The 26,253-nt window shown below is 52.4% G+C and carries 25 protein-coding genes and 1 riboswitch; of the genes, 16 read left to right on the forward strand and 9 right to left on the reverse strand.

Annotation, left to right across the window (positions count from 1 at the left end; genetic code table 11):
- Positions 1 to 43: 43 nt before the first annotated feature.
- The 4 genes from RYZ59_RS13635 to glgS all read left to right on the forward strand — a co-directional run bounded on the left by RYZ59_RS13635 (position 44) and on the right by glgS (position 6,284).
- Entirely contained in the window at positions 44 to 1,345 is a 1,302-nt protein-coding gene (locus RYZ59_RS13635) for an inorganic triphosphatase (protein WP_318048659.1), read from the forward strand.
- A 126-nt stretch (positions 1,346 to 1,471) separates the two neighbouring features.
- Positions 1,472 to 4,312 carry a bifunctional [glutamate--ammonia ligase]-adenylyl-L-tyrosine phosphorylase/[glutamate--ammonia-ligase] adenylyltransferase gene (gene glnE / locus RYZ59_RS13640; RefSeq protein WP_318048658.1) on the forward strand — a complete coding sequence of 947 codons (2,841 nt, stop codon included), beginning with the start codon at positions 1,472 to 1,474 and terminating at the stop codon, positions 4,310 to 4,312.
- A 59-nt stretch (positions 4,313 to 4,371) separates the two neighbouring features.
- Entirely contained in the window at positions 4,372 to 5,805 is a 1,434-nt protein-coding gene (gene hldE / locus RYZ59_RS13645; protein WP_318048656.1) for a bifunctional D-glycero-beta-D-manno-heptose-7-phosphate kinase/D-glycero-beta-D-manno-heptose 1-phosphate adenylyltransferase HldE, read from the forward strand.
- Positions 5,806 to 6,077: 272 nt separating this feature from the next.
- The gene (gene glgS, locus RYZ59_RS13650) at positions 6,078 to 6,284 is read left to right on the forward strand and encodes a cell surface composition regulator GlgS (protein WP_137382553.1); all 207 of its coding nucleotides are present in this window, start codon (positions 6,078 to 6,080) and stop codon (positions 6,282 to 6,284) included.
- Positions 6,285 to 6,317: 33 nt separating this feature from the next.
- On the opposite strand, the gene ubiK is transcribed toward glgS, so the two are convergent.
- Entirely contained in the window at positions 6,318 to 6,614 is a 297-nt protein-coding gene (gene ubiK / locus RYZ59_RS13655; protein ID WP_003024618.1) for a ubiquinone biosynthesis accessory factor UbiK, read from the reverse strand.
- 132 nt (positions 6,615 to 6,746) lie between these two features.
- Positions 6,747 to 6,896, forward strand: a riboswitch (FMN riboswitch).
- 106 nt (positions 6,897 to 7,002) lie between these two features.
- On the opposite strand from ubiK, the gene ribB reads away from it, so the two are divergent.
- Together ribB and RYZ59_RS13665 are read left to right on the forward strand one after the other, a co-directional pair.
- Positions 7,003 to 7,656, forward strand: a complete 654-nt coding sequence (gene ribB, locus RYZ59_RS13660) for a 3,4-dihydroxy-2-butanone-4-phosphate synthase (protein WP_137382554.1) — start codon at positions 7,003 to 7,005, stop codon at positions 7,654 to 7,656.
- A 505-nt stretch (positions 7,657 to 8,161) separates the two neighbouring features.
- Positions 8,162 to 8,338 (forward strand): hypothetical protein, encoded by a 177-nt coding sequence (locus tag RYZ59_RS13665; protein WP_318048654.1) that lies wholly within the window; start codon positions 8,162 to 8,164, stop codon positions 8,336 to 8,338.
- 62 nt (positions 8,339 to 8,400) lie between these two features.
- Here RYZ59_RS13665 and zupT read toward each other — a convergent pair whose 3' ends face one another.
- Positions 8,401 to 9,174, reverse strand: a complete 774-nt coding sequence (gene zupT, locus RYZ59_RS13670; protein WP_016157488.1) for a zinc transporter ZupT — start codon at positions 9,172 to 9,174, stop codon at positions 8,401 to 8,403.
- Positions 9,175 to 9,321: 147 nt separating this feature from the next.
- On the opposite strand from zupT, the gene ygiD reads away from it, so the two are divergent.
- Positions 9,322 to 10,110, forward strand: a complete 789-nt coding sequence (ygiD, locus tag RYZ59_RS13675) for a 4,5-DOPA dioxygenase extradiol (protein WP_318048653.1) — start codon at positions 9,322 to 9,324, stop codon at positions 10,108 to 10,110.
- 85 nt (positions 10,111 to 10,195) lie between these two features.
- Here the strand turns inward: ygiD and RYZ59_RS13680 are convergent, their stop codons facing one another.
- The 3 genes from RYZ59_RS13680 to tolC all read right to left on the reverse strand — a co-directional run bounded on the left by RYZ59_RS13680 (position 10,196) and on the right by tolC (position 13,669).
- Complete coding sequence (locus RYZ59_RS13680) at positions 10,196 to 11,356, reverse strand: glutathionylspermidine synthase family protein (RefSeq protein ID WP_318048652.1); 1,161 nt, start codon at positions 11,354 to 11,356, stop codon at positions 10,196 to 10,198.
- A 5-nt stretch (positions 11,357 to 11,361) separates the two neighbouring features.
- Entirely contained in the window at positions 11,362 to 12,039 is a 678-nt protein-coding gene (locus RYZ59_RS13685; RefSeq protein ID WP_016154521.1) for a DUF1190 family protein, read from the reverse strand.
- Positions 12,040 to 12,187: 148 nt separating this feature from the next.
- On the reverse strand, positions 12,188 to 13,669 hold the full coding sequence (gene tolC, locus RYZ59_RS13690; protein ID WP_318048650.1) for an outer membrane channel protein TolC: 1,482 nt from the start codon (positions 13,667 to 13,669) through the stop codon (positions 12,188 to 12,190).
- Positions 13,670 to 13,868: 199 nt separating this feature from the next.
- Between tolC and nudF the strand changes: the two genes are divergently transcribed.
- Genes nudF through parE form a run of 5 tightly spaced genes read left to right on the forward strand, consistent with a single transcriptional unit; the run spans position 13,869 to position 18,274 of the window.
- Positions 13,869 to 14,501 (forward strand): ADP-ribose diphosphatase, encoded by a 633-nt coding sequence (gene nudF / locus RYZ59_RS13695; protein WP_040233966.1) that lies wholly within the window; start codon positions 13,869 to 13,871, stop codon positions 14,499 to 14,501.
- Positions 14,498 to 14,920 carry a DUF1249 family protein gene (locus RYZ59_RS13700; RefSeq protein ID WP_005123087.1) on the forward strand — a complete coding sequence of 141 codons (423 nt, stop codon included), beginning with the start codon at positions 14,498 to 14,500 and terminating at the stop codon, positions 14,918 to 14,920. Before nudF ends, RYZ59_RS13700 begins: the two co-directional genes overlap by 4 nt.
- A gap of 24 nt (positions 14,921 to 14,944) precedes the next feature.
- Entirely contained in the window at positions 14,945 to 15,772 is an 828-nt protein-coding gene (gene cpdA, locus RYZ59_RS13705; RefSeq protein ID WP_271442239.1) for a 3',5'-cyclic-AMP phosphodiesterase, read from the forward strand.
- Positions 15,772 to 16,353 carry an esterase YqiA gene (yqiA, locus tag RYZ59_RS13710; protein WP_003024575.1) on the forward strand — a complete coding sequence of 194 codons (582 nt, stop codon included), beginning with the start codon at positions 15,772 to 15,774 and terminating at the stop codon, positions 16,351 to 16,353. The genes cpdA and yqiA overlap by 1 nt, the downstream gene beginning before the upstream one ends.
- Before the next feature lie 28 nt (positions 16,354 to 16,381).
- Positions 16,382 to 18,274 carry a DNA topoisomerase IV subunit B gene (parE, locus tag RYZ59_RS13715; RefSeq protein WP_040233967.1) on the forward strand — a complete coding sequence of 631 codons (1,893 nt, stop codon included), beginning with the start codon at positions 16,382 to 16,384 and terminating at the stop codon, positions 18,272 to 18,274.
- Positions 18,275 to 18,381: 107 nt separating this feature from the next.
- Here parE and RYZ59_RS13720 read toward each other — a convergent pair whose 3' ends face one another.
- From RYZ59_RS13720 to qseB, 4 genes are all read right to left on the reverse strand, one after another.
- The gene (locus RYZ59_RS13720; protein ID WP_003024557.1) at positions 18,382 to 18,696 is read right to left on the reverse strand and encodes a putative quinol monooxygenase; all 315 of its coding nucleotides are present in this window, start codon (positions 18,694 to 18,696) and stop codon (positions 18,382 to 18,384) included.
- A 30-nt stretch (positions 18,697 to 18,726) separates the two neighbouring features.
- Positions 18,727 to 19,308, reverse strand: a complete 582-nt coding sequence (locus RYZ59_RS13725) for an NAD(P)H-dependent oxidoreductase (RefSeq protein WP_202037739.1) — start codon at positions 19,306 to 19,308, stop codon at positions 18,727 to 18,729.
- Between the two features lie 109 nt (positions 19,309 to 19,417).
- Complete coding sequence (qseC, locus tag RYZ59_RS13730; RefSeq protein ID WP_202037740.1) at positions 19,418 to 20,767, reverse strand: quorum sensing histidine kinase QseC; 1,350 nt, start codon at positions 20,765 to 20,767, stop codon at positions 19,418 to 19,420.
- Positions 20,764 to 21,423, reverse strand: a complete 660-nt coding sequence (gene qseB, locus RYZ59_RS13735; protein WP_318048647.1) for a quorum sensing response regulator transcription factor QseB — start codon at positions 21,421 to 21,423, stop codon at positions 20,764 to 20,766. Before qseB ends, qseC begins: the two co-directional genes overlap by 4 nt.
- Positions 21,424 to 21,575: 152 nt before the next feature.
- Here qseB and RYZ59_RS13740 point away from each other — a divergent pair, with 152 nt between their 5' ends.
- The 4 genes from RYZ59_RS13740 (at position 21,576) to plsC (ending at position 26,250) form a co-directional block, all read left to right on the forward strand.
- Positions 21,576 to 21,968: a YgiW/YdeI family stress tolerance OB fold protein gene (locus RYZ59_RS13740; protein ID WP_202037742.1), complete on the forward strand. Its 393-nt coding sequence runs from the start codon at positions 21,576 to 21,578 to the stop codon at positions 21,966 to 21,968.
- Between the two features lie 75 nt (positions 21,969 to 22,043).
- Positions 22,044 to 22,910 (forward strand): GyrI-like domain-containing protein, encoded by an 867-nt coding sequence (locus RYZ59_RS13745; RefSeq protein ID WP_137382564.1) that lies wholly within the window; start codon positions 22,044 to 22,046, stop codon positions 22,908 to 22,910.
- Positions 22,911 to 23,057: 147 nt separating this feature from the next.
- Positions 23,058 to 25,316 (forward strand): DNA topoisomerase IV subunit A, encoded by a 2,259-nt coding sequence (parC, locus tag RYZ59_RS13750; RefSeq protein WP_101742476.1) that lies wholly within the window; start codon positions 23,058 to 23,060, stop codon positions 25,314 to 25,316.
- Positions 25,317 to 25,512: 196 nt separating this feature from the next.
- The gene (gene plsC / locus RYZ59_RS13755; protein ID WP_040233973.1) at positions 25,513 to 26,250 is read left to right on the forward strand and encodes a 1-acylglycerol-3-phosphate O-acyltransferase; all 738 of its coding nucleotides are present in this window, start codon (positions 25,513 to 25,515) and stop codon (positions 26,248 to 26,250) included.
- The last annotated feature ends 3 nt before the right edge of the window (positions 26,251 to 26,253 follow it).

Here is a 26,253-nt window from a genome sequence, read left to right on the forward strand (position 1 = left end):
AGTCTGTTTTCTCAACTGTGACATAACCCATAAGTACAAGACCATGGCCCAGGAAATCGAATTAAAGTTTATCGTCAATAGTGATGCTGTAGATGCGCTACGTGAACGTCTGAATACGTTGGGGGGAGAGCATCACGCCCCCAGTCAGTTGCTGAATATTTACTACGAAACCTCGGATGGCTGGTTGCGAGGCCATGATATGGGGCTGCGTATTCGTGGTGAGAATGGTCGTTATGAAATGACCATGAAAATTGCCGGACGGGTAACGGGCGGTCTGCATCAACGACCAGAATATAATGTCGCCTTGAGCGCGCCGGAACTGGATCTCACCCTGTTTCCTGCTGAGGTTTGGCCCAATGGTGAACTGCCAGCCGATCTTGCCTCTCAGGTGCAACCGTTGTTCAGCACCGATTTTTACCGTGAGAAATGGTTGGTTGATGTCGACGGCAGCCGGATTGAAATCGCTCTCGATCTGGGGGAAGTGAAGGCCGGCGAGTTTGCAGAACCCCTCTGCGAGCTTGAACTTGAGTTGTTGAGCGGCGATACCCGTGCGGTACTGAAGCTGGCAAGTCAGCTGGTGTCACAAACCGGTTTACGCCAGGGCAGCTTGAGCAAGGCGGCTCGTGGTTATCATCTGGCGCAGGGGAACGCGCCGCGTGAAATCAAACCGACGGGTATTCTGCAAGTCCCTGCGAAAGCGAACATTGAACAAGGGCTGGAAGCGGCGCTGGAACAGGCATTGTCGCAATGGCAGTATCACGAAGAGTTGTGGGTGCGCGGCGTCAAAGGTGCGAAAGCCGGCGTGTTGGCTGCAATAGGGTTGGTTCGCCACGTCCTGATGCTCTTTGGTGGTCATGTTCCACGTAAAGCGAGCGCTCACTTACGTGATTTGCTCACTCAGTCGGAAGCGATCATTGTGTCGGACGTTTCTGCCGTTTCGGCGGTTTATAGTACGCAAACGGCAATGGCTAAACTGGCACTTACCGAATGGCTGGTAACCAAAGGGTGGCAAACGTTCCTTGATGCAAAAGCGCAGGCTAAAATTACCGACTCCTTTAAGCGTTTTTCTGACACCCATCTTTCACGTCATGCCGCTGAACTGAAAACGGCTTTTGCGCAACCGCTGGGCGATCAGTACGCCGATCAACTCCCTCGTCTGACGCGCAATATTGATAGCATGCTGATGCTGGCGGGTTACTACGATGAGAATGTCGCATCAGAATGGATTGCTAACTGGCAGGGGCTGCGTCATGCCATCGAAACCCGCCAACATATTGAAATTGAACACTTCCGCAACGAAGCGATCTCTCAGGAGCCGTTCTGGCTGCACAGCGGTAAACGATAACCAGGACCGAGGCCGGGATGCTTGATGGCGCTGCGCTTATCAGGCCTACGCGATGGATGTCAGTGTCATGTAGGCCGGATAAAGCGAAACGCCGCCATTCGGCACCATTCAAAGGATAACCCGTAAATGAAGCAGCTCTCTTCACCGTTACAGCAGTACTGGCCGACCGTTGTTGAGCGGCTGCCAGCAGCAATATCTGAGTCTTCACTGAGTGTGCAGGCGAAGTCAGTGCTTACATTCAGTGATTTTGTTCGCGACAGTGTGATTGCCCATCCTGAGTGGCTGGTGGAGCTGGAAAGCGCCGCGCCACAGGCTGATGAATGGCAACACTATGTCACCTGGTTACAGCAAGCGTTGTACGACGTCAGTGATGAAGCGACGTTGATGCGTGAACTGCGCCTGTTCCGCCGTCGCATCATGGTGCGCATTGCCTGGGCGCAGACGCTGTCGCTGGTGGCTGAAGAGAGTATTTTGCAACAGCTAAGTCACCTGGCGGAGACGCTGATCATTGCCGCACGTGATTGGCTGTATGACGCCTGTTGCCGTGAGTGGGGAACGCCCTGTAATCAGGAAGGCACCCCGCAACCGCTGCTGATTTTAGGGATGGGAAAACTCGGTGGCGGCGAGCTGAATTTTTCTTCCGATATCGATCTGATTTTCGCCTGGCCGGAACATGGCTCTACACAGGGTGGACGGCGTGAACTGGATAACGCGCAGTTCTTTACCCGTATGGGCCAGCGGCTCATCAAAGTGTTGGATCAGCCAACAATGGATGGGTTTGTTTATCGGGTAGACATGCGCTTACGTCCGTTTGGCGACAGCGGTCCGTTGGTGCTGAGCTTCTCCGCGCTGGAGGATTATTACCAGGAGCAAGGGCGCGACTGGGAACGCTATGCGATGGTCAAAGCACGTATTATGGGCGATACCGACGGTACTTATGTCAGCGAGCTTCGCGCCATGCTACGACCGTTTGTCTTCCGTCGCTACATCGATTTCAGTGTGATCCAGTCCCTGCGTAACATGAAAGGAATGATTGCCCGTGAAGTTCGCCGTCGTGGTCTGAAGGACAACATCAAGCTCGGCGCGGGCGGTATTCGTGAAATCGAATTTATCGTTCAGGTATTCCAGCTGATCCGCGGCGGGCGTGAGCCTTCTCTGCAATCCCGTTCGCTTTTACCCACACTGAGCGCCATCAATGCGCTGCACCTGCTGTCTGATACCGATGCGGAACAACTGCGAGCAGCCTATCTCTATTTACGCCGCCTCGAAAACCTGCTGCAGAGTATCAATGACGAACAGACCCAAACGCTGCCGGGTGATGAGCTGAACCGGGCAAGACTGGCGTGGGGGATGCATGTCGATGACTGGCAGCAGCTGACCGATATGCTGGCGGTACATATGAGTAATGTGCGCCGGGTGTTTAATGAGTTAATTGGCGATGACGAAGCCGAAACTCAGGAAGAGTCGCTGTCGGAACAGTGGCGCGAGCTGTGGCAGGATGCGTTGCAGGAAGATGATACGACGCCAGTGCTGATGCATCTGGCGGATGACGATCGCCGCCGTGTACTGACGCTGATCGCCGATTTTCGTAAAGAGCTGGATAAGCGCACGATAGGCCCGCGGGGGCGTCAGGTGCTGGATCATTTGATGCCGCATCTGTTGAGCGATGTCTGTTCCCGCGATGATGCCTCCGTGCCGTTGTCGCGTATTACTCCGCTGCTGGTGGGTATTGTCACCCGCACGACTTATCTGGAACTGCTGAGCGAATTCCCAGGGGCGCTTAAACACTTGATTTCGCTGTGCGCTGCCTCACCCATGGTGGCCAGCCAACTGGCACGTTATCCGTTGTTGCTCGATGAGCTGCTGGACCCCAACACGCTGTATCAGCCCACGGCGACTGACGCCTATCGCGATGAGCTACGTCAGTATTTACTGCGCGTACCGGAAGATGACGAAGAGCAGCAGCTGGAAGCCCTGCGTCAGTTTAAGCAAACGCAGTTGCTGCGTATTGCGGCGGCTGATATCGCCGGGACGTTGCCGGTGATGAAGGTTAGCGATCATCTGACCTGGCTGGCGGAAGCCATTATTGATGCCGTAGTTCAGCAGGCGTGGACGCAAATGGTCGCCCGCTACGGGCAGCCAACGCATCTTGGCGATCGCGAAGGCCGCGGTTTTGCCGTTGTTGGCTACGGCAAACTGGGCGGTTGGGAGCTGGGCTATAGCTCCGATCTCGACTTGATTTTCCTGCATGACTGTCCGATGGATGTGATGACGGACGGCGAACGTGAGATTGACGGGCGGCAGTTCTATCTGCGCCTGTCGCAGCGCATTATGCATCTTTTCAGTACCCGCACCTCATCTGGCATTTTGTATGAAGTGGATGCACGCCTGCGTCCGTCAGGCGCAGCGGGGATGCTGGTGACCTCAACAGATGCTTTCGCTGACTACCAGCGTAACGAAGCCTGGACGTGGGAGCATCAGGCGCTGGTGCGGGCTCGTGTGGTGTACGGCGACCCGCAACTGACCTCTCAGTTTGATGTGGTGCGGCGCGATATCATGACGCTCGCCCGTGATGGAAAAACATTGCAGACAGACGTGCGCGAAATGCGTGAGAAAATGCGTGCCCATCTGGGCAATAAGCATCGCGATCGTTTTGATATCAAAGCAGATGAAGGCGGTATCACCGACATTGAGTTTATTACGCAATATCTGGTGCTGCGCTATGCCCACGAAAAACCCAAGCTGACGCGCTGGTCGGATAACGTGCGCATTCTGGAATTACTGGCGCAAAACGACATTATGGACGAACAGGAAGCGCTGGCGCTTACCCGCGCTTACACAACGCTGCGCGATGAACTTCACCATCTTGCCCTGCAGGAACTTCCGGGCCATGTCGCGCCGGAGAGCTTCAGTGCTGAACGTACGCTGGTGCGTGACAGCTGGCAGAAGTGGCTGGTTGCCGAGTGAAGTGTGCTATTATCGCGCGCAAATTTTAAGACCCTCAGAGAATCTCTCAGGAGACAGGAATGAAAGTAACGCTGCCAGAGTTTGAACGTGCAGGAGTCATGGTTGTCGGTGATGTGATGCTGGATCGCTACTGGTACGGCCCTACCAGCCGTATCTCCCCGGAAGCGCCGGTCCCGGTGGTCAAAGTGGATACCATTGAAGAACGTCCTGGTGGCGCAGCAAACGTGGCGATGAACATTGCCTCCCTGGGAGCGAATTCGCGTCTGGTGGGCCTGACCGGTATTGACGACGCGGCGCGTGCGCTGAGCAAAACGCTGGCGGACGTAAACGTAAAATGCGATTTCGTGTCCGTGCCGACCCATCCGACGATCACCAAACTGCGCGTGCTTTCCCGCAACCAGCAGCTGATTCGCCTGGATTTTGAAGAAGGTTTTGAAGGTGTGGATCCGCAGCCACTGCATGAGCGTATCAATCAGGCACTGGGATCTATCGGCGCGCTGGTGCTGTCGGACTACGCCAAAGGTGCTCTGGCAAGCGTGCAGCAGATGATTGCGCTGGCGCGTAAGGCTGGGGTGCCGGTGCTTATCGATCCGAAAGGAACCGATTTTGAACGCTACCGTGGTGCAACGCTGCTGACGCCGAATCTGTCTGAGTTTGAAGCGGTGGCCGGTAAGTGCAAAAGCGAAGATGAACTGGTTGAACGCGGCATGAAAGTGATTGCTGATTTCGACCTTTCCGCACTGTTGATAACGCGATCCGAGCAGGGGATGACGTTGCTGCAACCGGGCAAATCGCCGCTGCATATGCCGACGCAGGCGCAGGAAGTGTATGACGTAACCGGTGCGGGCGATACGGTTATCGGCGTGCTGGCAGCGACGCTTGCCGCGGGTAATTCGCTGGAAGAGGCGTGCTATTTTGCTAACGCGGCTGCTGGTGTTGTTGTCGGTAAGCTGGGGACCTCTACGGTTTCACCGATCGAGCTGGAGAATGCCGTGCGCGGTCGCGCTGATACCGGTTTTGGCGTGATGAGTGAAGATGAGCTGAAGCAGGCTGTCGCCAGCGCCCGCAAACGTGGTGAGAAAGTGGTGATGACCAACGGTGTCTTTGACATCCTGCATGCGGGGCATGTCTCCTATCTGGCAAATGCGCGCAAGCTGGGTGACCGTCTGATCGTCGCGGTTAACAGCGATGCGTCCACCAAACGTCTGAAAGGTGAAACGCGCCCGGTCAACCCGCTTGAACAACGTATGATCGTGCTGGGGGCGCTGGAGTCCGTCGACTGGGTCGTCTCTTTTGAAGAGGATACGCCGCAGCGTCTGATTGCCGGTGTTCTGCCGGATCTGCTGGTCAAAGGCGGCGATTACAAGCCGGACGAGATTGCCGGCAGCAAAGAGGTGTGGGCCAACGGCGGAGAAGTGTTGGTACTCAACTTCGAAGATGGCTGTTCGACGACCAATATCATCAAAAAGATCCAGAAAGACAGCGACAAATAACAAATACTGGAAACGCGTCGAACCTTCCGTTTAGCGCGCTTTCCTTGCTTGACGATGCTGTTTTCTCGCCCCGAAGTACCGGAAGAAAGATGAGAGGAGGAGATGTATTCCTCCTCTGATAGACCTCATTTGACTCTCTCTCAGATTTCGTAGAAAAGTGTGAAGCAGGCGGTTTTTGGGCGCACAATATGTACAGAATAACTTCGTATCCAGGGAAATACTGAAATCAGAAAAAGCATATGGCCTTAACAGATATTCAATAACTGGAGGGTATGCTCATGAACAGCAATATGTATTCACTGAACAATTTCGATTTCCTGGCCCGGAGTTTTGCCAGAATGCAGGCTGAGGGCCGACCCGTTGATATCCAGGCTGTCACTGGAAATATGGATGAGGAACATCGCAGCTGGTTTTGCAAACGCTATGCACTTTACTGCCAGCAGGCAACAGAGGCGAAAAAATTAGAACTGGAACACTGACATATTAACGGGCCTTACGGCCCGTTGTCGTTTTTACTCTTGCGGATCGACTGACGGGATCGCGGGGGCTGGTTTAACTTCTGCCGTTTTTTCACGCGATTCCAGCTCCGTCAGACGTTGCTCAAGCAGCGCCAGTTTTTCACGGGTACGCAGTAAAACCTGGGTTTGTACGTCAAACTCTTCGCGGCTTACCAGATCCAGACGTGTCAGCTGCGACTGCAGCGTTTGGCGAATTTTCTTCTCAACGTCTTCGCCAAACTCCCGGATCCCTTTCGGCATCGACTCATGAACCTGACGAGCAATCTGCTCAATTTTTTTCGGGTCAATCATTATGGTTTCCCTGAACTGGTACGTGTTGCTGCCTATTGTAGTGCGAACTGCCCAAGGCATAAACCAGAATTGTGTGAAGCTAAGTCGAGTAAAGGCGTTGATGAAGGTAATCAATAGCGTTATAGTTAACCCGCTTATTCTCAGGGCGGGGCGAAATTCCCCACCGGCGGTAAATCAACGAATGTTGAAAGCCCGCGAGCGCTTTTTGTTACGGCAAAAAGGTCAGCAGATCCGGTGTAATTCCGGGGCCGACGGTTAGAGTCCGGATGGGAGAGAGTAACGATCCAGTCGGGCATGGACCCGCTCACGTTATTTTTTTGCCGCTTTGACGGCACTCCTAAGACTGCCCTGATTCTGGTAACCATAATTTTAGTGAGGTTTTTTTACCATGAATCAGACGCTACTTTCCTCTTTTGGTACGCCTTTCGAACGTGTTGAACATGCGCTTGCTGCGCTGCGTGAAGGACGCGGTGTGATGGTGCTTGACGATGAAGACCGTGAAAACGAAGGTGATATGATTTTCCCGGCAGAAACCATGACTGTTGAACAGATGGCGCTGACCATCCGTCACGGTAGCGGTATTGTTTGCCTGTGCATCACTGAAGACCGACGCAAACAGCTCGATCTGCCGATGATGGTGGAAAATAACACCAGCGCTTACGGTACGGGTTTTACCGTGACCATTGAAGCGGCAGAAGGTGTGACTACCGGTGTTTCCGCAGCAGACCGTGTCACGACCGTTCGCGCGGCGATTAAAGATGGCGCTAAACCTTCCGATCTGAACCGCCCGGGTCACGTTTTTCCGCTGCGTGCTCAGGCTGGTGGTGTGTTAACTCGCGGCGGCCACACCGAAGCCACTATCGATCTGGTGACGCTGGCTGGTTTTAAACCGGCTGGTGTGCTGTGCGAATTGACTAATGATGATGGCACCATGGCGCGTGCGCCGGAGTGCATTGCGTTTGCCGGCAAGCACAATATGGCTGTAGTCACTATCGAAGATTTAGTGGCTTACCGTCAGGCGCATGAGCGCAAAGCCAGCTAATTGCTGACTACCGCGACAACCGCGGTAGGGATAAAAAAACCGAAGTCAGTTTTCTGGCTTCGGTTTTTTGTTGTTATAGCCGGAGAATTTAGCTTTAGTTCGATGGGATGCTCTGGTACTACGTATCAACACTAAATAATAGTTATTAATATATTTTTCTTATGCTGATGCGTTGTCATAATTAAATGGTATAGCCCGTAAATGTTTAAATAAATATCCCGCTCCGCGAGAAATTTATTAATTATCAGTGGGTAACATTTTTATTATTCTTTGAATGACAATGAGGGACGTTGTTCTGGATAATGAAATTTTATTTAGTCGCGTAAATGTGATGATATTGTTTCCTTTTTAATGCAGGTTTTTCGATTAGCGTTATCCGTTACGTTATATGATCGAAATCATATATTTGTTTTCATGTTATGCCACTATAGAGGTAGGTCAGAATATAGTTATGTAAAATTTTAACGTTAAATGTTTAATGATGTTAAATTTTAAGGGTAAAAGAATGTTTATTGCCTGGTATTGGATTGTATTAATTGCACTCGTTGCTGTCGGTTATTATTGCCATATGAAACGTTATTGCAGAGCGTTCCGGCAAGACAGAGATGCATTACTCGAGGCGCGCAACAAACTGTTTAGCCATGCGGGCGAAGGTGGTACCACCGCCAAGGACCACGAATAGCGGCCCTGCCACCATGAATGAGGCGGATGTTCTGAATCGCAGAGCCGCATCCGCCATCGGCTTCACCCGATTCCCATAGATTGCAGGATAACCAGGCTGAGGCCCATTACCGACATTCCACACAGTACCCCATAGCTGGGATTATTATTGGGGTCGATCTCTTTTGCCAGCGGCATCAGCTCATCAACGGATAATGCGACCATAATTCCGGCGACCGCGGCCATAATTGCCGCCATCACCACGGGCGAAATCAAACTGCCCAGAATTAACCATGCCAGTACCCCACCTAATATTTCCGCCATACCCGAGATCCCTGCCCAGAATATAGCGGTACGTTTGGAGCCTGTGGCAGCGTAAACGGGCCCGGCAACGGCTAAACCTTCAGGAATATTGTGCAATGCGACGGCCAGTGCAATACCAAAACCCAGCTCCAGGTTGCTGCTGGCAGTAACAAAAGTCGCGATTCCTTCCGGAAAGTTGTGCAGGCTGATACCCAGAGTTAATAAAATCGCGGTACGCTTAATGGAACCGGGCAACGGCCGTGTGGTTTTTTGGACTAAATCCTGAGGGTGAGCGTGCGGCAGTAAACGATCCAGGCCAAAGTAGCCCAGCAAACCAACGATAAACATCCCGTAACCCAGCACCGGCGACATTCCCTCTGCTGCCAGTGCCGCTGGCAACATTTCCATCAGGGAGATCAGCAACATAATGCCTGCGGCAAAACCCAGAGAAAACGCGAGAACGCGGTTAGAGGGTTTTTGTCCCAGCACGCCAAGAAATGCACCGATAAATGTGGCGGCGCCTGCCAGTAAGGTCAGAAGTAAAGGTACTGACATCGACAAATAAAACTCCTTATCAATCTGCTATTCGGGGCGGATCGTCAAAATAACTGATGATCTTCATCATGGTTATCTGAGTTCTTCATCAACCGAAAAAGCGTATTGTGGTGATATCAAAATGACTCCCTCAGTAAGGATATCATCATGTCTTCAACTCGTATGCCAGCATTGTTTTTGGGACACGGTAGCCCAATGAATGTTCTGGAAGATAACGTTTATACCCGCGCCTGGCAGCAACTGGGGGAAGCGTTGCCGCGCCCGAAAGCGATTGTTGTGGTCTCGGCACACTGGTTCACTCGTGGGACAGGTGTGACCGCGATGGAAGCACCAAAAACGATCCACGATTTTGGTGGTTTCCCGCAAGCACTGTATGACACGCATTATCCGGCCCCGGGATCTCCTGAACTGGCCCAGCATCTGGTGGATCTGCTTTCTCCAGTGCCAGTCACGTTAGATAAAGAGGCGTGGGGATTTGACCACGGCTCATGGGGGGTGCTGATCAAAATGTACCCGAACGCAGATATCCCGATGGTGCAGTTGAGTGTCGATAGCACCAAACCTGCGGCCTGGCATTTTGAAATAGGCCGTAAGCTGGCAGCGTTGCGCGATGAAGGCATCATGCTGGTGGCCAGTGGCAACGTGGTGCATAACCTGCGTACAGCACGCTGGCACGGTGAGAATACACCATACCCGTGGGCGACTTCATTCAATGAGTATGTGAAAGCCAACCTGACCTGGCAGGGACCGGTTGAACAGCATCCGCTGGTGAATTATCTCGAGCATGAAGGCGGATCGTTGTCGAACCCGACGCCGGATCACTTCCTGCCGCTGCTGTATGTTTTAGGCGCATGGGATGGTAAAGAGTCTGTCACGATCCCTGTCGATGGCATTGAGATGGGTAGCCTGAGTATGTTGTCGGTGCAGGTCGGATGATGAATGCCCGATGGCGCTGCGCTTATCGGGCATTAAATTCGTGTTGTAGGCCGGGTAAGGCGAAGCCGCCACCCGGCACTCTCAATTATTCGACAAAAATATGCGGATAGAAACGTGACAGATCCTGGGTGATCAACGCACGGTCTTCACGAATGCCGATCCCGGCAGGTTGATCGTTAATCAGCCAGCTGCCGATCAGCATATAGCTGTCGCCAAACTTTGGTAGCTGATGGAACTGCTGCACGATCATGCCTTCCTCACCGTATGGCCCTTCCACGGCTTCGATCGTTTTACCGTTCTCAATGATGGAAACGTTAGCCCCTTCACGTGAGAAGATCGGTTTCACGACAAACTTATCCATCTGCGGATAGTTGTCTTCGGCGAAATATGCCGGTAGCAGATTCGGATGATCCGGGAACATTTCCCACAGCAGCGGCAACAGTGCTTTGTTGGAGATAATGCTCTTCCATGCCGGTTCCAGCCAGCGAACGCCAGCGTCTTCCAGCTTGGTGGAGAACATTTCACGCAGCATAAACTCCCACGGATATAGCTTGAACAGGTTAGCGATCACCTGATCCTGCATGTCCGTGAACTGACCTTTTTCACCGAGCCCGATATCTTCGACATAGAGAAATTCAGTGGCAATTTCAGCCTCAGCCGCGCAATCCTGCAAATACTGGATCGTTCCACGATCTTCGACCGTATCGCGACAGCAGGTCAGGTGCAGCAGTTGAAAACCGTACTGCTCGCGCAGCTCAGTGAAACGTTCGATCAGTTTTTCCTGCAGGCTGTTGAACTGATCGCTGCCTTCCGGCAGGTTGCCCGCATTAAGCTGATCTTCCAGCCAGATCCACTGGAAAAAAGCCGCTTCATACAATGAGGTTGGCGTATCTGCGTTGTTTTCTAAAAGCTTAGGCTCACCCGTGCCATCCCACGCCAGATCGAGACGGGAATAGAGCGACGGCTGCTGTGTCTGCCAGGACTGGCGGACGAAGCCCCAGGTATGTTTTGGAATGCGAAACTTGGTCATCAGCTCATCGCTGTTGATGACTCTTTCCACCACTTTGAGGCACATCTGATGCAGCTCTGCGGTGACCTCTTCCAGTTTTTCAACCTGGGCCAGCGTGAGCTTGTAGTAGGCATCTTCACACCAGTACGGCTCGCCGTACATGGTGTGAAAGTTGAAACCGTATTCGGTAGCTTTGTCGCGCCAGTCCGGGCGCTCAACAATACTGACTCTTTCCATAGGGATCAGCCACCCATCGAACGTGTCGTGGTGCCGCTGGCGCTACGTTGCATGGTGCTCTGTTTTGCCACCGACTCACCAAATCCGCCGCGCGTAACGGTAGACGTGGTGGCAGGTTTTGGTGCCATCGCGGTTTTCGGCACGGTCATGGTGCGGCCCGGTGTGGCGGCACCGTAGTTTTTACCGCCGGCATCGGTATATTTGCCATATGCCGGGCTGGCCGGATTTTTCGAGCTGAACAGCGGTTGTTGCGCGCCCATGCCGCCGCCCATCATCCGACCCATCATGTAACCCGCCATCAGCGGCATCCAGAAGCTGCCACTGCTTTGATTCTGCGCTTGAGCCTGGCCTTCGCCCGTAGGCGCCATTCCTGCCTGGGCAGGTGCCTGCTGGCACTGACCTTCACCGAACTCGGCAATACAGTCTTCGCGCGTAGCGTATTTTGGTGCCGTGCGTTCAGCTTCTTTCAGTGCGTTGTTGAATGCGGTAGTACATTCAGCGCTTTTACCCGGATTCGCCGCAGAGCAGTCGTCCGCATTCTGATAAAGCGAAACCGTTTCGTCACTCTTTTCACAGCCTGCCAGCATAAAAACAGCGGTCACAGCCAGTGCGACAGGAGTCAGATGGCGTGCGCTCCAGCTTTTGCGGAACGACGCGTGATGTATAGATTTTGTCCGTTTCATTTATGTCTTCCAGGACCCAGTGGTAAATACTGCTCAGAATAGAGGATGGCTGGTCGAAATTGAAGCGGGAAGAGGCGAGAATGCGGGAGAAGGGGCGGATCTTTACGTTGTCTTACGTTCAGACGGGGCCGAAGCCCCGTCATCAACATCAATTACGGAACGGGTTGTTGCCGTTACTGCTGCTGGTTGTCCGTGCGGCTGCCGGTTTGACCGCCGGTGTCGCACTGTTTGCGGTATAACCATCTGCTGCGGCGTCTTGCTGGGTGTTTTCCGGCGCAACGGCATCAGGTGCGGTGGAAATAGGTTTGCCCAGCGTATTGTTCAACGCCACTAGATCCTGTTCGTTAAGTGTACCGAGCGCAGACTTGATGTTTAACTGGTTGATAAGATAAGTATAACGCGCATTTGCCAACTGCTGCTTAGCGTTGTACAGCGTGGTGGTGGCATCCAACACGTCCACGATGGTACGTGTACCGACAGAATAACCCGCTTCCATCGCATCCAGGGAGCTTTGCGCAGAGACAACGGCTTGTTTGTACGCATTAATGCTACTGATAGACGCATTAATGTTGTTGAATGATGAACGAACGGTCTGTACTACGCTGCGGTGCGCGCTTTCCAGTTGCTCGCTGGCGCCAACAAAATTGTACTGCGCTTGTTTAACCTGCGAGTTAACCATCCCGCCCTGGTACAGCGGCAGCGAGAAGTTCAGACCAATTTTGTTCTGGCCCTGGTTGCTGTCGTCATACTGAGAGGTGTTAGTTTTAGAACCACTGTAAGAGGTATCAGAAACACCAGTCGAGGCGGTTAAACCCAGCGTCGGCAGATGACCGTCCTGCGCCAGACGAATTTGCTCACGCGCCAGATCCTGGCTTAAACGTGCCTGCAATAACGTCAGGTTGCGGTTTTCAGCTTCTTTCAGCAGCGAATTCACCGCCTGCGGTTTGTTGGTTTTAAAACCATCAACATTCAGCGAGGCCAGTTCCGGGTAGTAATTGCCGGTGACCTGACGCAGTTGCTCAACGGCGTTGTCCAGGTTGTTACGCGCGGTAACTTCGTTCGCCAACACGGTATCGTACTGTGAACGGGCGTTCTGTACGTCAGTGATGGCAACCAGGCCAACGTTAAAACGCTGGGTCGTCTGATCTAACTGACGATAAACGGCGTCTTTTTGTGCCTGGGTATAAGAGAGCACGTCAATCGCGTTCAATACGTTAAAATAGGCCGTGGCGGTATTCAGGATCAGCGTTTGCTGATCGGTCTGATAGGTCACGTCCTGGATGCCCGCTGATTTTTCTTGCAGCGTCAGGGCACGCCATTTTGACATATCGAACAGAGTCTGAGTCAGGCTTAACGAAGCACTGGTCGCGTTGGAGTTGACGCCATTGGCATCACGAAAGCCATTGCTGTAGGTGTAATCGGCACCTAAGCCCAGTTGCGGCAGTAAAGGACTACGCGCTTCGTTAATTTTTTCGAATGCAGCATCGCGATCGGCGGCGGATTTACGTAATTCCGGGTTGCTCAGGCGTGCTTGCTGATAAACCTGCATCAGGTTTTCTGCCTGGCTCAGAGTACTGAACCCCGACAGGCTCAGGCCGATAAGGATGGGGAGCAATTTCTTCATTTGCATTCCTTGTTGTGAAGCAGTATTTAGCGCTGATCAAATTGTAAAAATAATTGCTGATTCTAGCAGAATCCGCCACTTCAAAAAGTTGGCGTTACGTGCCATACGGCGTTAATTTGCATCAATTTAACACAAGGGCGCTCAAACAGCAGTCAAACGACCTTGAAATTCACACTTTAATCACTATTGGTACCAGGACAGCACAATGCGTAAACCAGACAACTTGCCAATGACATTCACTAAAAATGATGTAGAAATTATTGCACGAGAAACACTATACCGCGGTTTTTTTTCACTGGATCTTTATCGCTTCCGTCATCGTCTGTTTAACGGTGGTATGAGCGGTGAAGTGAAGCGTGAAATTTTTGAGCGCGGACACGCGGCAGTCTTGCTACCCTTTGACCCTGAGCGGGATGAAGTTGTGCTGGTTGAACAGATCCGTATCGCGGCCTATGACACCAGCGAAACGCCGTATCTGTTGGAAATGGTAGCCGGAATGATTGAAGAAGGTGAAACCGTTGAAGATGTGGCTCGCCGTGAAGCAATGGAAGAAGCCGGACTGGATGTGAAGCGGACTAAGCCCGTGCTGAGCTATCTGGCAAGCCCGGGCGGCACCAGTGAGCGCCTGTCGATTTTGGTAGGTGAAGTGGACGCTTCGACCGCAAATGGTATCCATGGTCTGGCGGATGAAAACGAAGATATTCGTGTTCATGTGGTGAGTCGGGAGCAGGCTTACCAATGGGTAGAAGAGGGGATAATCGACAACGCGGCTTCTGTCATCGCCTTGCAATGGTTACAGCTGCACTATCAAGAGTTAAAAACTGAGTGGAAAAAATGAAGCGTTACACACCTGACTTCCCTGAAATGATGCGCCTGTGCGAAACCAATTTTTCGCAGTTGCGCCGCCTGTTGCCACGCAATGATGCAGCCGGTGAAACAGTGAGCTATCAGGTTGCAAACGCACAATATCGATTAACGATTGTTGAATCGACCCGATACACTACGCTTGTCGCGATTGAACAAACGGCACCAGCGGTTACCTACTGGAGCCTGCCGTCGCTGACTGTGCGCCTGTATCATGATGCGAGGGTGGCTGAAGTGTGTTCAAGTCAGCAGATCTTTCGCTTCAAAGCGCGGTATGATTATCCAAATAAAAAGTTGCATCAACGCGACGAAAAGCATCAAATTAATCAGTTTTTGGCCGACTGGTTACGGTACTGTTTAGCACATGGAGCGATGGCGATTCCGGTTTATTAGCGTCGTGAAACCTAAGGACACCATTTGGAAAGCCTGTTAACCCTTCCTTTGGCTGGTGAGGCCAGAGTCAGGATCTTACAAATTACAGATACTCACCTGTTTGCCGAAAAGCATGAAACCTTACTGGGTGTGAACACCTGGGATAGCTACCAGTGCGTACTGGATGCAATACATGCAGAGTCGCCAGAGTACGATCTCATCGTCGCGACTGGGGATTTGGCGCAGGATCAATCCGCTGCGGCTTATCAGCATTTTGCTGAGGGCATCGCAAGTTTTCGTGCGCCCTGCGTTTGGTTACCCGGTAATCACGATTTTCAGCCAGCGATGTACAGCGCGCTTCAGGATGCGGGTATTTCCCCCGCCAAACGCATCTTCATCGGTGAACAGTGGCAAATCTTGTTGCTGGACAGCCAGGTTTTCGGCGTCCCTCACGGTGAGTTAAGCGAGTTTCAGCTTGAGTGGCTGGAGCGTAAACTTGCCGATGCGCCTGAACGTAATACGTTGCTGCTTCTGCATCATCACCCTTTGCCTGCGGGCTGCAGTTGGCTCGATCAACACAGTCTGCGTAATGCGGCGGAGCTCGACAACGTGCTGGTGAACTATCCGCGCGTGAAGTATCTGCTCTGTGGGCATATTCATCAGGAGCTGGATCTCGACTGGAACGGCCGCCGACTGCTGGCGACGCCATCAACATGCGTGCAATTTAAGCCGCACTGCGCCAATTTCACGTTAGATACGATAAGCCCCGGCTGGCGTACTCTGGAACTCTTTGCCGACGGTACGTTGCAGACCCAGGTGTGTCGTCTACAGGGAAATCGGTTCCACCCTGATACCGCTTCAGAAGGCTACTGATGTCTACGCTTCTCTATCTTCATGGATTCAATAGTTCTCCTCGTTCGGCGAAGGCGTGTCTGCTAAAAAACTGGCTGGCGGAGCACCATCCGCACGTTGAGATGATTGTACCGCAGTTACCTCCGTATCCAGCCCAGGCGGCAGAGATGCTGGAGTCAATTATCCTTGAACATGGCGGCGAGTCGCTGGGGATTGTCGGCTCTTCCTTAGGAGGCTATTACGCCACCTGGCTGTCGCAATGTTTTATGCTGCCAGCGGTGGTCGTGAACCCTGCTGTACGGCCTTACGAACTGCTGGTCGACTATCTCGGTCAAAACGAGAACCCCTACACGGGGCAGCAATATGTGCTAGAGTCACGCCATATTTACGATCTTAAAGTCATGCAGATTGACCCGCTGGAAGCACCGGATTTGATTTGGCTGCTTCAACAAACGGGCGATGAAGTGCTGGACTACCGCCAGGCGGTGGCGTATTACGCCTCCTGCCGTCAGACAGTTATTGAGGGCGGAAACCACGCATTCACGGGCTTCGAAGATTATTTCAACCCGATTGTCGATTTCCTTGGACTGCACAGTTTCTGACGATCAATTCGAATTGCTAATTTAAACCATGACGCAAACTTATAACGCTGATGCCATTGAGGTACTCACTGGGCTTGAGCCGGTACGCCGTCGCCCTGGGATGTACACTGACACGACCCGTCCTAACCATCTTGGGCAGGAAGTGATTGATAACAGTGTGGATGAAGCACTGGCTGGCCACGCGAAACGCGTGGATGTGATCTTACATGCCGATCAATCGCTGGAAGTCATTGACGACGGACGCGGCATGCCGGTGGATATTCACCCAGAAGAAGGCGTTCCGGCGGTTGAGCTGATCCTCTGTCGCCTGCATGCAGGCGGTAAGTTTTCCAATAAGAACTACCAGTTTTCAGGCGGTTTACACGGGGTGGGTATCTCCGTGGTCAACGCGCTTTCAAAACGTGTAGAAGTGAACGTGCGTCGCGATGGTCAGGTGTACAACATCGCGTTTGAAAACGGTGACAAAGTGCAGGATCTGCAGGTGGTCGGCACTTGCGGTAAACGCAATACCGGTACCAGCGTGCACTTCTGGCCGGATGAAACCTTCTTTGACAGCCCACGTTTCTCTGTTTCTCGCTTAACGCACGTACTGAAAGCCAAAGCGGTACTGTGCCCGGGCGTAGAAATTACCTTTAAAGATGAAGTTAACAACAGCGAGCAGCGCTGGTGCTACCAGGACGGTCTGAATGACTACCTGAGCGAAGCGGTGAATGGCCTGCCGACGCTGCCGGAAAAACCGTTTATCGGTAATTTTAGCGGTGAGACGGAAACTGTTGACTGGGCGCTGCTGTGGCTGCCGGAAGGCGGTGAGTTGCTGACTGAAAGTTATGTCAACCTGATCCCTACTATGCAGGGCGGTACGCATGTTAACGGCCTGCGTCAGGGACTGCTGGACGCGATGCGCGAGTTCTGCGAGTACCGCAATATTCTGCCGCGTGGCGTGAAGTTGTCGGCAGAAGATATCTGGGATCGTTGCGCCTATGTGCTGTCGGTAAAAATGCAGGATCCACAGTTTGCCGGACAGACCAAAGAGCGCCTCTCTTCGCGTCAGTGTGCGGCATTCGTTTCTGGCGTGGTGAAAGATGCTTTCAGTTTGTGGCTGAACCAGAACGTGCAGTCAGCCGAACTGTTGGCTGAGATGGCGATTTCCAGTGCGCAGCGTCGTCTGCGTGCGGCGAAAAAAGTGGTACGCAAAAAGCTGACCAGCGGTCCGGCGCTACCGGGGAAACTGGCTGACTGTACCGCACAGGATCTCAATCGCACCGAACTGTTTCTCGTCGAAGGTGACTCAGCGGGCGGATCGGCCAAGCAGGCGCGCGATCGTGAATTCCAGGCGATCATGCCGCTGAAAGGTAAGATCCTCAATACCTGGGAAGTCTCTTCTGATGAAGTGCTGGCCTCGCAGGAAGTTCACGATATTTCGGTAGCGATCGGTATCGATCCGGACAGCGATGATCTGAGCCAGCTGCGCTATGGCAAGATCTGTATTCTGGCGGATGCGGACTCCGATGGTCTGCACATCGCCACGCTGCTGTGCGCGCTGTTTGTGAAACACTTCCGAACGCTGGTGAAACATGGTCACGTCTATGTGGCGCTGCCGCCGTTGTACCGTATCGATCTCGGCAAAGAAGTGTATTACGCGCTGACAGAAGAAGAAAAAGCGGGCGTGTTGGAGCAGTTAAAGCGCAAGAAAGGGAAACCGAACGTACAACGCTTTAAAGGTCTGGGTGAAATGAACCCGATGCAGCTACGTGAAACGACGCTGGACCCCAATACGCGTCGCCTGGTGCAGCTCATCATTGATGATGAGGACGATCAGCGTACGAATGCGGTGATGGATATGCTGCTGGCCAAGAAACGTTCAGAGGATCGTCGCAACTGGTTGCAGGAAAAAGGTGACCTGGCGGATCTCGAAGGGTAATTGCATGTAGAAAAGCCGGAAAGGGGCGTAAAATGCCTTATCCGGCTCTCATCTGACGAAGCGATTATATGCCGGATAGCAAAGCGTCACCCGGCAAATCGACAATCTTAAATGCCCGACTCCAGAATACGAATATTCATGTCCAGCACATCGCCTTTCACGGCTTCGCTGTAGGCTTTCATATGCGGGGTCTGCAAATGCGCTTCAAGATGCGCGATGCTTTCCCACTGTTCAACCATCACGATTGAATCTGGTGCTGTGGTCTGAAAACTCACACCCGCAGCATGATCCACCATCGGCGCATAGCCGTGGCAGCCTTCTTCCTTCAGTACGGTCGGAACGATTTTAGCAAACTGATCCAGTACCGCCTGGCGGTGATGTTGACCTGGACGTGTACGGATTTCTGCAATAACGGTAAGCATGGTTAACTCCTTCTAATTCCAGGTGACTAGTTAACCAAAAATCTCGGTCAGATGCTTGCGATATTCTGCGATATAACGCGGAACATCTGGCATTTTAATCACGTCATTGGTGATAAACGTCGGCAGTGCTTCCATTCCCAGGAACTGATTTGCTTTATGGAACGGCAGATACACGCCATCAACGCCAACACCATGGAAGAATTGGTCTTTTTCAGTGAAGGCTTCCATTGGCGCGTTCCAGGTCAGGGAAAGCATGTATTTTTTGCCCTGAATCAGCCCGCCGGAACCGTATTTTTTAGAGGCATCTGAACGTGTACGACCATCGCTGGCGTACAGCGTACCGTGACCTTCGGTAAACACATCATCGATGTATTTTTTCACCGTCCACGGTGCACCCATCCACCAGCCCGGCATTTGCCAGATAACCACATCAGCCCAGACGAAGTTCTGTACTTGCGTTTTAATGTCGTAATCGCCATCTGCACGCACGATTTTAACATCATGCCCGAGGTCGCGCAGGAGGCCATCCGCGACCTCGGTCAGGGTGTCGTTTAACTGACCGTTAGAGTGAGCGAATTTTTTCGCACCATTGATAATCAGAATGTTGCTCATTTTGTGTCCTCAAGGAAATACGTTTGAGGACGATTTTACCCCCACGGGCGGTGCGGTGAAATTAGCAAAATGTGCAAAGTCTTTTGCATTATTAGCAATAATGCGGTCTTTACCAGCTGATTTTGGCCTCAAACCCGCCTTCCGGGGCATTACCAAACGAGGCAGACATCCCGTGTAAGGTCGCGATACGACGAACGATCGACAGGCCCAGACCACTGCCGGTAACGCTTTGTCCCGGCGGACGATAAAAGCGTTCACCAATGTGCGTCAGGACTTCCGGTGCCACGCCCGGGCCGTTATCTTTGACGCTAAAATAGCGGGCGTTGAGCGTCACTTCCACAATGCTACCCTGCGGGCTGTAGCGAATCGCATTATCCAGCAGATTCCGCACCATCAGGCTGAGTAACAAGGGTTGTCCCATACGCTTGATATCGTGGGCGTTAATCTGCAAACGCACATCAATATGCGCCTGCCGGGCCGAATGGTAGATATCCATCACTGAAGATTGCAGCAACTCCTCCAGCGAGATTTCCGCTACATCCTGAAGGTTGTCGAGGGAGTCAAGGCGCGAAAGCGTCAGTAACTGATCGACCAGACGCGTGGCGCGATCGATCCCGGCCTGCATCTGCATTAAGGCTTTTTGCCTTGCCTGAGGATCATCGTCAGACAGTTGCGCCACTTCGGTTTGCACTTTCAACGCCGTCAGCGGACTACGCAGCTCGTGAGCAGCATCTGAAGTAAAGCGCCGTTCACGCACCATGGTGGTATGAATACGAGTGAAAAGTTGATTGAGTGATTCAACCAACGGGCGGACCTCGCCAGGAATGCCTTTCAAACTGAGCGGTTCTTCTGATTCCGGGTCGCGTAAACGTAGCGCCTGCGCCAGTTTTTTCAGTGGTTTAAGTTCAAGACTTAACAACACAATCAGGATTAACAGCATCAGCGGCAAAGCGACCAACCACGGCACCAATTGTGCTGTCACAATCGCTAAAGCCATATCTTCACGATATTCCCATTCCTGGCCGACAACGATTCGATACTTTTTATCTGCGGAAGTCAGCCAGACAAAACGCCATTTATCGTTGTCGCCATTCAGATAGCCATCGTCAAAACCTTCCCGGCGATAGCTATAGGGAATGTACTGGCCATTGTCGCCATCGTGAAGAACCATTTTCCCTTCTGGCGTGTAGGCCGCAAAGGTCAGAACATCGTCGTCAATATGACCATGTTTGAATTTTTTCGGGGTATGCGCTATGCGTTCAGAGGCTTTTAGTTCATCGAGATCCAGCGTGATAAGGCGTTTGGCGAACAGCATCTGTTGCGTGTCGAACATCTCATTCACGTTATCGGTCGTTTGCTTCCAGGCGACAAAGCTGGAAATCAGCCAGGTCACTAAAACCAAAATCATGAATATAAGCGTTAGCCTGACGCGCAGGCTGAGGCGTTGTGTGAGTTTCATGCGTCACCCAAGGTGTAGCCAATACCATGTACAGTGCGGATAAAGTCGCTGCCTAGCTTACGGCGTAAGTGGTGGACGTGCACTTCAACGGCGTTGCTGGAGACGTTTTCATCCCAGTTATACAGTTTTTCTTCGATCAGTTTGCGGGGCAGCACGCGGCCTTTATTACGCATCAATAGTTCCAGTAGGGCGAACTCTTTGGGTTTGAGTGACAAAGGTTCACCTGCGGCTGTCGCGACCAGCGCGCCGGGATCAAGCGAGACCTGACCATGGCTCAGAGTGTTGCTGGCCTGGCCGCTGGCGCGGCGTACCAATGCTTCCAGTCTGGCGGCAACCTCGATGAGTGCAAAGGGTTTGCACAGATAGTCATCCGCGCCCAGGCGCAGGCCTTCAACGCGTTCTGTCAGCGCATCCCGAGCCGTCAGAATCAGCACAGGCTCTTGCTTACCTTTTGTCCGCCATTCGCGCAGGATATCGCGCCCGTCGATACCAGGCAGCGTCAGGTCAAGGATCACCGCATCATAAGGGGCGCTGTACAGCGCTTCTTTTCCCTGACGACCTTCGGTAAACCAGTCGATGCTGAAACCCATTTTACTCAGACCTGTTTTAAGGCCATCGCCAATCAATGTGTCATCTTCGATCAGTAAAATACGCATATGTTCTTCCCTGCGATAACGCTCTTTGCCGACAGTAAACCTTGTGATAACGGTCTCTGTACAGCAAAAAAAGTATCTTTTTTTGCCTTAAGAACTTGTTAAGGATTAACTTATTAAATAGTCGTAAACCAACATGAAAGGGAGACATGAAGATGAAAAAATTAGCTGCAATGGTTGCTGTGATGGCATTGTGTTCCGCACCTGTTTTTGCCGCACAGCAGGGCGGTTTCTCTGGACCTACGACGACGCAAAGTCAAAATGGCGGGTTTACTGGCCCGAACGGCAGCAGTACCACTGTTGAAAGTGCAAAATCACTGCGTGATGACACCTGGGTCACGTTGCGCGGGAACATCGTTGAACGTATTTCCGACGATCTGTACCTGTTTAAGGATGCCACTGGCACGGTTAATGTGGATATCGACCATAAACGCTGGAACGGCGTAACCGTCGGCCCGCAGGATACGGTTGAAATTCAGGGTGAAGTGGATAAAGACTGGAACTCCGTTGAAATCGACGTGAAACAAATCCGCAAAGTAAATCCGTAATCCTACGAAGAGTGCGCAAGAACGGTCAGGATTCAATGCGGCCAGGTGGACAGAATAAGCCACAAGGAGGCAGTGATGAATGACCGATTCAGCGCGGCTTATGCCAGACGATTGCGGTGTGTTTGTGAACACATTGAGCGTCATCTGGATGAGCCCCTTACACTTGAGGCGTTAAGCCGAATGGCGCACAGTTCGCCATTTCATTTTCATCGGCAGTTTACTGCCTGGAGTGGCCAACCGCTTTATCGCTATATCCAGTGGCTTCGTCTGCGCCGTGCTTCATGGCGACTGGCGTTTAACCCGCAGGATAAAGTCATTGATATTGCGCTGGATGCCGGGTTTCAGAATCCGGAGTCGTTCACACGTGCTTTCAAAACTGCGTTTGGTAAAAGCCCTCGCCAGTTCCGGCAAACCCCGGACTGGCTGGACTGGCACCAGCGTATTCCTAAGCAGGTATTTCAGGAGCAGCACGTAATGGACGTAAAAATTGTCGATGTCCCTCGTATTCAGGTGGCGATGTTAACGCATCGGGGCCATCCGGATTTGGTTAACGCCAGCGCCGCAAAGTTTATCGAATGGCGACGCACGACGGGCTTGTCACCGGTTGCTGGCAGCCAGACATTTGGCATTGCCTGGCATGACCCACAGAGCACGCCGCCGGCAGAGTTTCGTTTTGATATTTGCGGTAGCGTCAGCCAGGCGGTCCCCGAAAATGCGTTTGGCGTCGTGAACAGTGAGATTCCTGCCGGACGCTGTGCGGTAGTGCGCCACGAGGGGGCGTTGGACACGCTTTCTGACAGCGTGTGGTTTCTTTTCCGGGAATGGTTACCGGGTAGCGGTGAAACATTGCGTGATTTCCCGGTCTATTTCCAGTATCTCAATTTCGTGCATGAGGTTGCCGAACACGAGTTACTCACGGATATTTATTTGCCGTTGGTATAGCGTTGTTCACAATCAATTCCTGGCGATGCATTGTTATTTCTGCGTCGCCAAATCCACTGAACTTTGTGACTCAACACGCCAGATAGGGTAGTATCTGCGGCAATATTGCCCTTCAATAGACGGGTATAAGTTGAGGAACCACGATTAATGAGCGATATGGCAGAGCGCCTTGCGCTGCATGAATTCACGGAAAACGCCTATCTGAACTACTCCATGTACGTCATCATGGACAGGGCGTTACCGTTTATTGGTGATGGTCTGAAACCTGTTCAGCGTCGCATCGTTTACGCGATGTCCGAACTGGGGCTGAACGCCAGCGCCAAGTTTAAAAAATCCGCCCGTACCGTCGGTGACGTATTGGGTAAATACCATCCGCACGGCGACAGTGCCTGCTATGAAGCGATGGTGCTGATGGCCCAGCCCTTCTCTTACCGTTATCCGCTGGTTGACGGGCAGGGGAACTGGGGGGCGCCAGACGATCCGAAATCCTTCGCCGCGATGCGTTACACGGAATCCCGCCTGTCGAAATATGCAGAAGTCCTGCTGGGTGAACTCGGTCAGGGAACATCGGATTGGGTGCCAAACTTCGACGGCACCATGCAGGAGCCGAAAATGCTGCCTGCGCGTCTGCCGAATATCCTGCTGAACGGCACGACCGGGATTGCCGTGGGTATGGCGACGGATATTCCACCGCATAACCTGCGTGAAGTGGCCAAAGCGGCAATTACGCTGATTGAACAGCCGAAAACGACGCTGGATCAGCTGCTGGATATCGTACAGGGGCCGGATTATCCGACCGAAGCAGAGATCATTACCTCGCGTGCGGAGATTCGTAAGATTTACGAAAACGGACGCGGCTCTGTTCGCATGCGTGCGGTATGGACGAAAGAAGATGGCGCGGTAGTGATTTCCGCGCTGCCGCATCAGGTTTCTGGGGCAAAAGTACTGGAGCAGATCGCGGCTCAAATGCGCAATAAAAAGCTGCCAATGGTAGACGACCTGCGCGATGAATCGGATCACGAAAACCCGACTCGTCTGGTGATTGTCCCGCGGTCGAATCGCGTGGATATGGAACAGGTGATGAACCATCTGTTTGCCACTACCGATCTGGAAAAAAGCTATCGCATTAACCTGAACATGATTGGCCTCGACGGTCGTCCGGCAGTTAAAAACCTACTGGAGATCCTCACCGAGTGGCTGACGTTCCGTCGCGATACCGTGCGCCGCCGCCTGAACTATCGCCTGGAGAAAGTACTCAAACGCCTGCACATTCTTGAAGGTTTGCTGATAGCGTTCCTCAACATTGACGAAGTCATTGAAATTATTCGTCATGAAGATGAACCTAAACCCGAGCTGATGTCGCGGTTTGGTATTTCAGAAACTCAGGCGGAAGCCATTCTTGAGCTGAAATTACGTCACCTTGCCAAACTGGAAGAGATGAAAATCCGTGGTGAGCAGGACGAACTGGCTAAAGAGCGCGATCAACTGCAGGGCATTCTGGCCTCTGAACGCAAAATGAGTAACCTGCTGAAGAAAGAACTGCAGGCGGATGCGGATGCCTATGGTGACGATCGCCGTTCTCCATTGCGGGAGCGTGAAGAAGCGAAGGCGATGAGCGAGCACGACATGTTACCGTCTGAGCCGGTGACCATTGTGCTGTCCCAGAGTGGCTGGGTGCGAAGTGCGAAAGGCCACGATATCGATGCTCCTGGCTTAAGCTATAAAGCGGGTGATAGCTTTAAATCGGCGGTGAAAGGGAAGAGCAACCAGCCGGTCGTATTCGTTGACTCAACCGGGCGTAGCTATGCTATCGACCCAATTACGCTGCCGTCGGCACGGGGGCAGGGGGAACCGTTGACCGGTAAACTCACGCTGCCACCGGGCGCGACGGTTGAGCATATGCTGATGGAAGGCGACGATCAGAAACTGCTGATGGCATCTGATGCCGGTTACGGTTTTGTCTGCACCTTCAATGACCTCGTCGCGCGTAACCGTGCGGGCAAGGCATTGATTACGCTGCCGGAAAACGCGCATGTTATGCCGCCGGTGGTGATTGAAGATGAAACCGATATGCTGCTGGCTATTACCCATGCGGGTCGCATGTTGATGTTCCCGGTGAGCGATTTGCCGCAGTTGTCGAAAGGCAAAGGGAACAAGATAATCAATATTCCTTCTGCGGAAGCGGCGAAAGGCGAAGATGGTCTGGCACAACTCTACGTGCTGCCGCCGCAAAGCACGCTGACTATCCACGTCGGGAAACGCAAAATTAAACTGCGTCCTGAAGAGCTACAGAAGGTAACCGGCGAGCGTGGTCGTCGCGGTACGCTCATGCGCGGTCTGCAACGCATCGACCGTGTTGAGATTGACTCGCCTCGACGCGCCAGTCACGGCGACAGCGAAGAATAACGCCAGCGTCTGGCTCTCCCTGTTTTCGCACAGGGAGAGCTTGTTTTAAAAATTCCCGTGAAACCGTTGTTTATTCGTGCGTTGCGATTAACAATACGCTTTTCCAGAGAGCCGCTCTTAACAATGCCCTAACCTGATGCAGTATCCGGAATCAGGTGACGTAGAATGCCGGGCTCTTAGGCCTTTAGAGGTTGTTATGCTATATATTTTTCGTTTAATTATTACTGTTATTTACTGCATTTTGGTCTGTATTTTCGGTTGCATATACTGTCTGTTCAGCCCAAGAAATCCAAAACACGTTGCGACGTTCGGCCATATGTTTGGTCGCCTGGCTCCCCTGTATGGCCTGAAGGTCGAGTGTCGCATGCCGCCTGACGCCAAGAACTATGGTAATGCTATCTATATTTGTAACCACCAGAATAACTATGACATGGTTACCGCAGCGAATATCGTTCAGCCGCCGACGGTCACAGTAGGTAAAAAAAGCCTGTTGTGGATCCCTTTCTTCGGACAGCTGTACTGGCTCACCGGTAATCTGTTGATCGACAGAAATAACCGCGCCAAAGCGCACAGCACCATTGCGGCGGTTGTGAACCACTTTAAAAAGCGTCGTATCTCTATCTGGATGTTCCCTGAAGGAACGCGTAGCCGTGGCCGTGGTCTGCTGCCGTTTAAAACAGGTGCGTTCCATGCGGCAATTGCTGCAGGTGTCCCGGTTATCCCTGTTTGCGTTTCAACGACTTCTAATAAGATCAAATTGAACCGGCTGAATAATGGGCTGGCGATTGTAGAGATGCTGCCGCCAGTGGATATCAGTCATTTTGGTAAAGATCAGGTTCGTGAACTGGCAGCGCATTGCCGCACGCTGATGGAACAAAAAATCGCAGAACTCGATAAAGAAGTTGCTGAGCGGGAAGCTGCCGGTAAGGTTTAATTC

Origin of the sequence: Citrobacter sp. HN-141 (genome assembly GCF_033341895.1) — a bacterium.
Classification (GTDB): Bacteria; Pseudomonadota; Gammaproteobacteria; order Enterobacterales; family Enterobacteriaceae; genus Citrobacter.

What these genes read in the sequence shown, in the direction of transcription:
- RYZ59_RS13635 (WP_318048659.1), top strand. Translation starts at nt 44, where the DNA reads ATGGCCCAGGAAATCGAATTAAAGTTTATCGTCAATAGTGATGCTGTA.
- glnE (WP_318048658.1), top strand. Translation starts at nt 1,472, where the DNA reads ATGAAGCAGCTCTCTTCACCGTTACAGCAGTACTGGCCGACCGTTGTT.
- hldE (WP_318048656.1), top strand. Translation starts at nt 4,372, where the DNA reads ATGAAAGTAACGCTGCCAGAGTTTGAACGTGCAGGAGTCATGGTTGTC.
- glgS (WP_137382553.1), top strand. Translation starts at nt 6,078, where the DNA reads ATGCTCATGAACAGCAATATGTATTCACTGAACAATTTCGATTTCCTG.
- ubiK (WP_003024618.1), bottom strand. Translation starts at nt 6,614, where the DNA reads ATGATTGACCCGAAAAAAATTGAGCAGATTGCTCGTCAGGTTCATGAG.
- ribB (WP_137382554.1), top strand. Translation starts at nt 7,003, where the DNA reads ATGAATCAGACGCTACTTTCCTCTTTTGGTACGCCTTTCGAACGTGTT.
- RYZ59_RS13665 (WP_318048654.1), top strand. Translation starts at nt 8,162, where the DNA reads ATGTTTATTGCCTGGTATTGGATTGTATTAATTGCACTCGTTGCTGTC.
- zupT (WP_016157488.1), bottom strand. Translation starts at nt 9,174, where the DNA reads ATGTCAGTACCTTTACTTCTGACCTTACTGGCAGGCGCCGCCACATTT.
- ygiD (WP_318048653.1), top strand. Translation starts at nt 9,322, where the DNA reads ATGTCTTCAACTCGTATGCCAGCATTGTTTTTGGGACACGGTAGCCCA.
- RYZ59_RS13680 (WP_318048652.1), bottom strand. Translation starts at nt 11,356, where the DNA reads ATGGAAAGAGTCAGTATTGTTGAGCGCCCGGACTGGCGCGACAAAGCT.
- RYZ59_RS13685 (WP_016154521.1), bottom strand. Translation starts at nt 12,039, where the DNA reads ATGAAACGGACAAAATCTATACATCACGCGTCGTTCCGCAAAAGCTGG.
- tolC (WP_318048650.1), bottom strand. Translation starts at nt 13,669, where the DNA reads ATGCAAATGAAGAAATTGCTCCCCATCCTTATCGGCCTGAGCCTGTCG.
- nudF (WP_040233966.1), top strand. Translation starts at nt 13,869, where the DNA reads ATGCGTAAACCAGACAACTTGCCAATGACATTCACTAAAAATGATGTA.
- RYZ59_RS13700 (WP_005123087.1), top strand. Translation starts at nt 14,498, where the DNA reads ATGAAGCGTTACACACCTGACTTCCCTGAAATGATGCGCCTGTGCGAA.
- yqiA (WP_003024575.1), top strand. Translation starts at nt 15,772, where the DNA reads ATGTCTACGCTTCTCTATCTTCATGGATTCAATAGTTCTCCTCGTTCG.
- parE (WP_040233967.1), top strand. Translation starts at nt 16,382, where the DNA reads ATGACGCAAACTTATAACGCTGATGCCATTGAGGTACTCACTGGGCTT.
- RYZ59_RS13720 (WP_003024557.1), bottom strand. Translation starts at nt 18,696, where the DNA reads ATGCTTACCGTTATTGCAGAAATCCGTACACGTCCAGGTCAACATCAC.
- RYZ59_RS13725 (WP_202037739.1), bottom strand. Translation starts at nt 19,308, where the DNA reads ATGAGCAACATTCTGATTATCAATGGTGCGAAAAAATTCGCTCACTCT.
- qseC (WP_202037740.1), bottom strand. Translation starts at nt 20,767, where the DNA reads ATGAAACTCACACAACGCCTCAGCCTGCGCGTCAGGCTAACGCTTATA.
- qseB (WP_318048647.1), bottom strand. Translation starts at nt 21,423, where the DNA reads ATGCGTATTTTACTGATCGAAGATGACACATTGATTGGCGATGGCCTT.
- RYZ59_RS13740 (WP_202037742.1), top strand. Translation starts at nt 21,576, where the DNA reads ATGAAAAAATTAGCTGCAATGGTTGCTGTGATGGCATTGTGTTCCGCA.
- RYZ59_RS13745 (WP_137382564.1), top strand. Translation starts at nt 22,044, where the DNA reads ATGAATGACCGATTCAGCGCGGCTTATGCCAGACGATTGCGGTGTGTT.
- parC (WP_101742476.1), top strand. Translation starts at nt 23,058, where the DNA reads ATGAGCGATATGGCAGAGCGCCTTGCGCTGCATGAATTCACGGAAAAC.
- plsC (WP_040233973.1), top strand. Translation starts at nt 25,513, where the DNA reads ATGCTATATATTTTTCGTTTAATTATTACTGTTATTTACTGCATTTTG.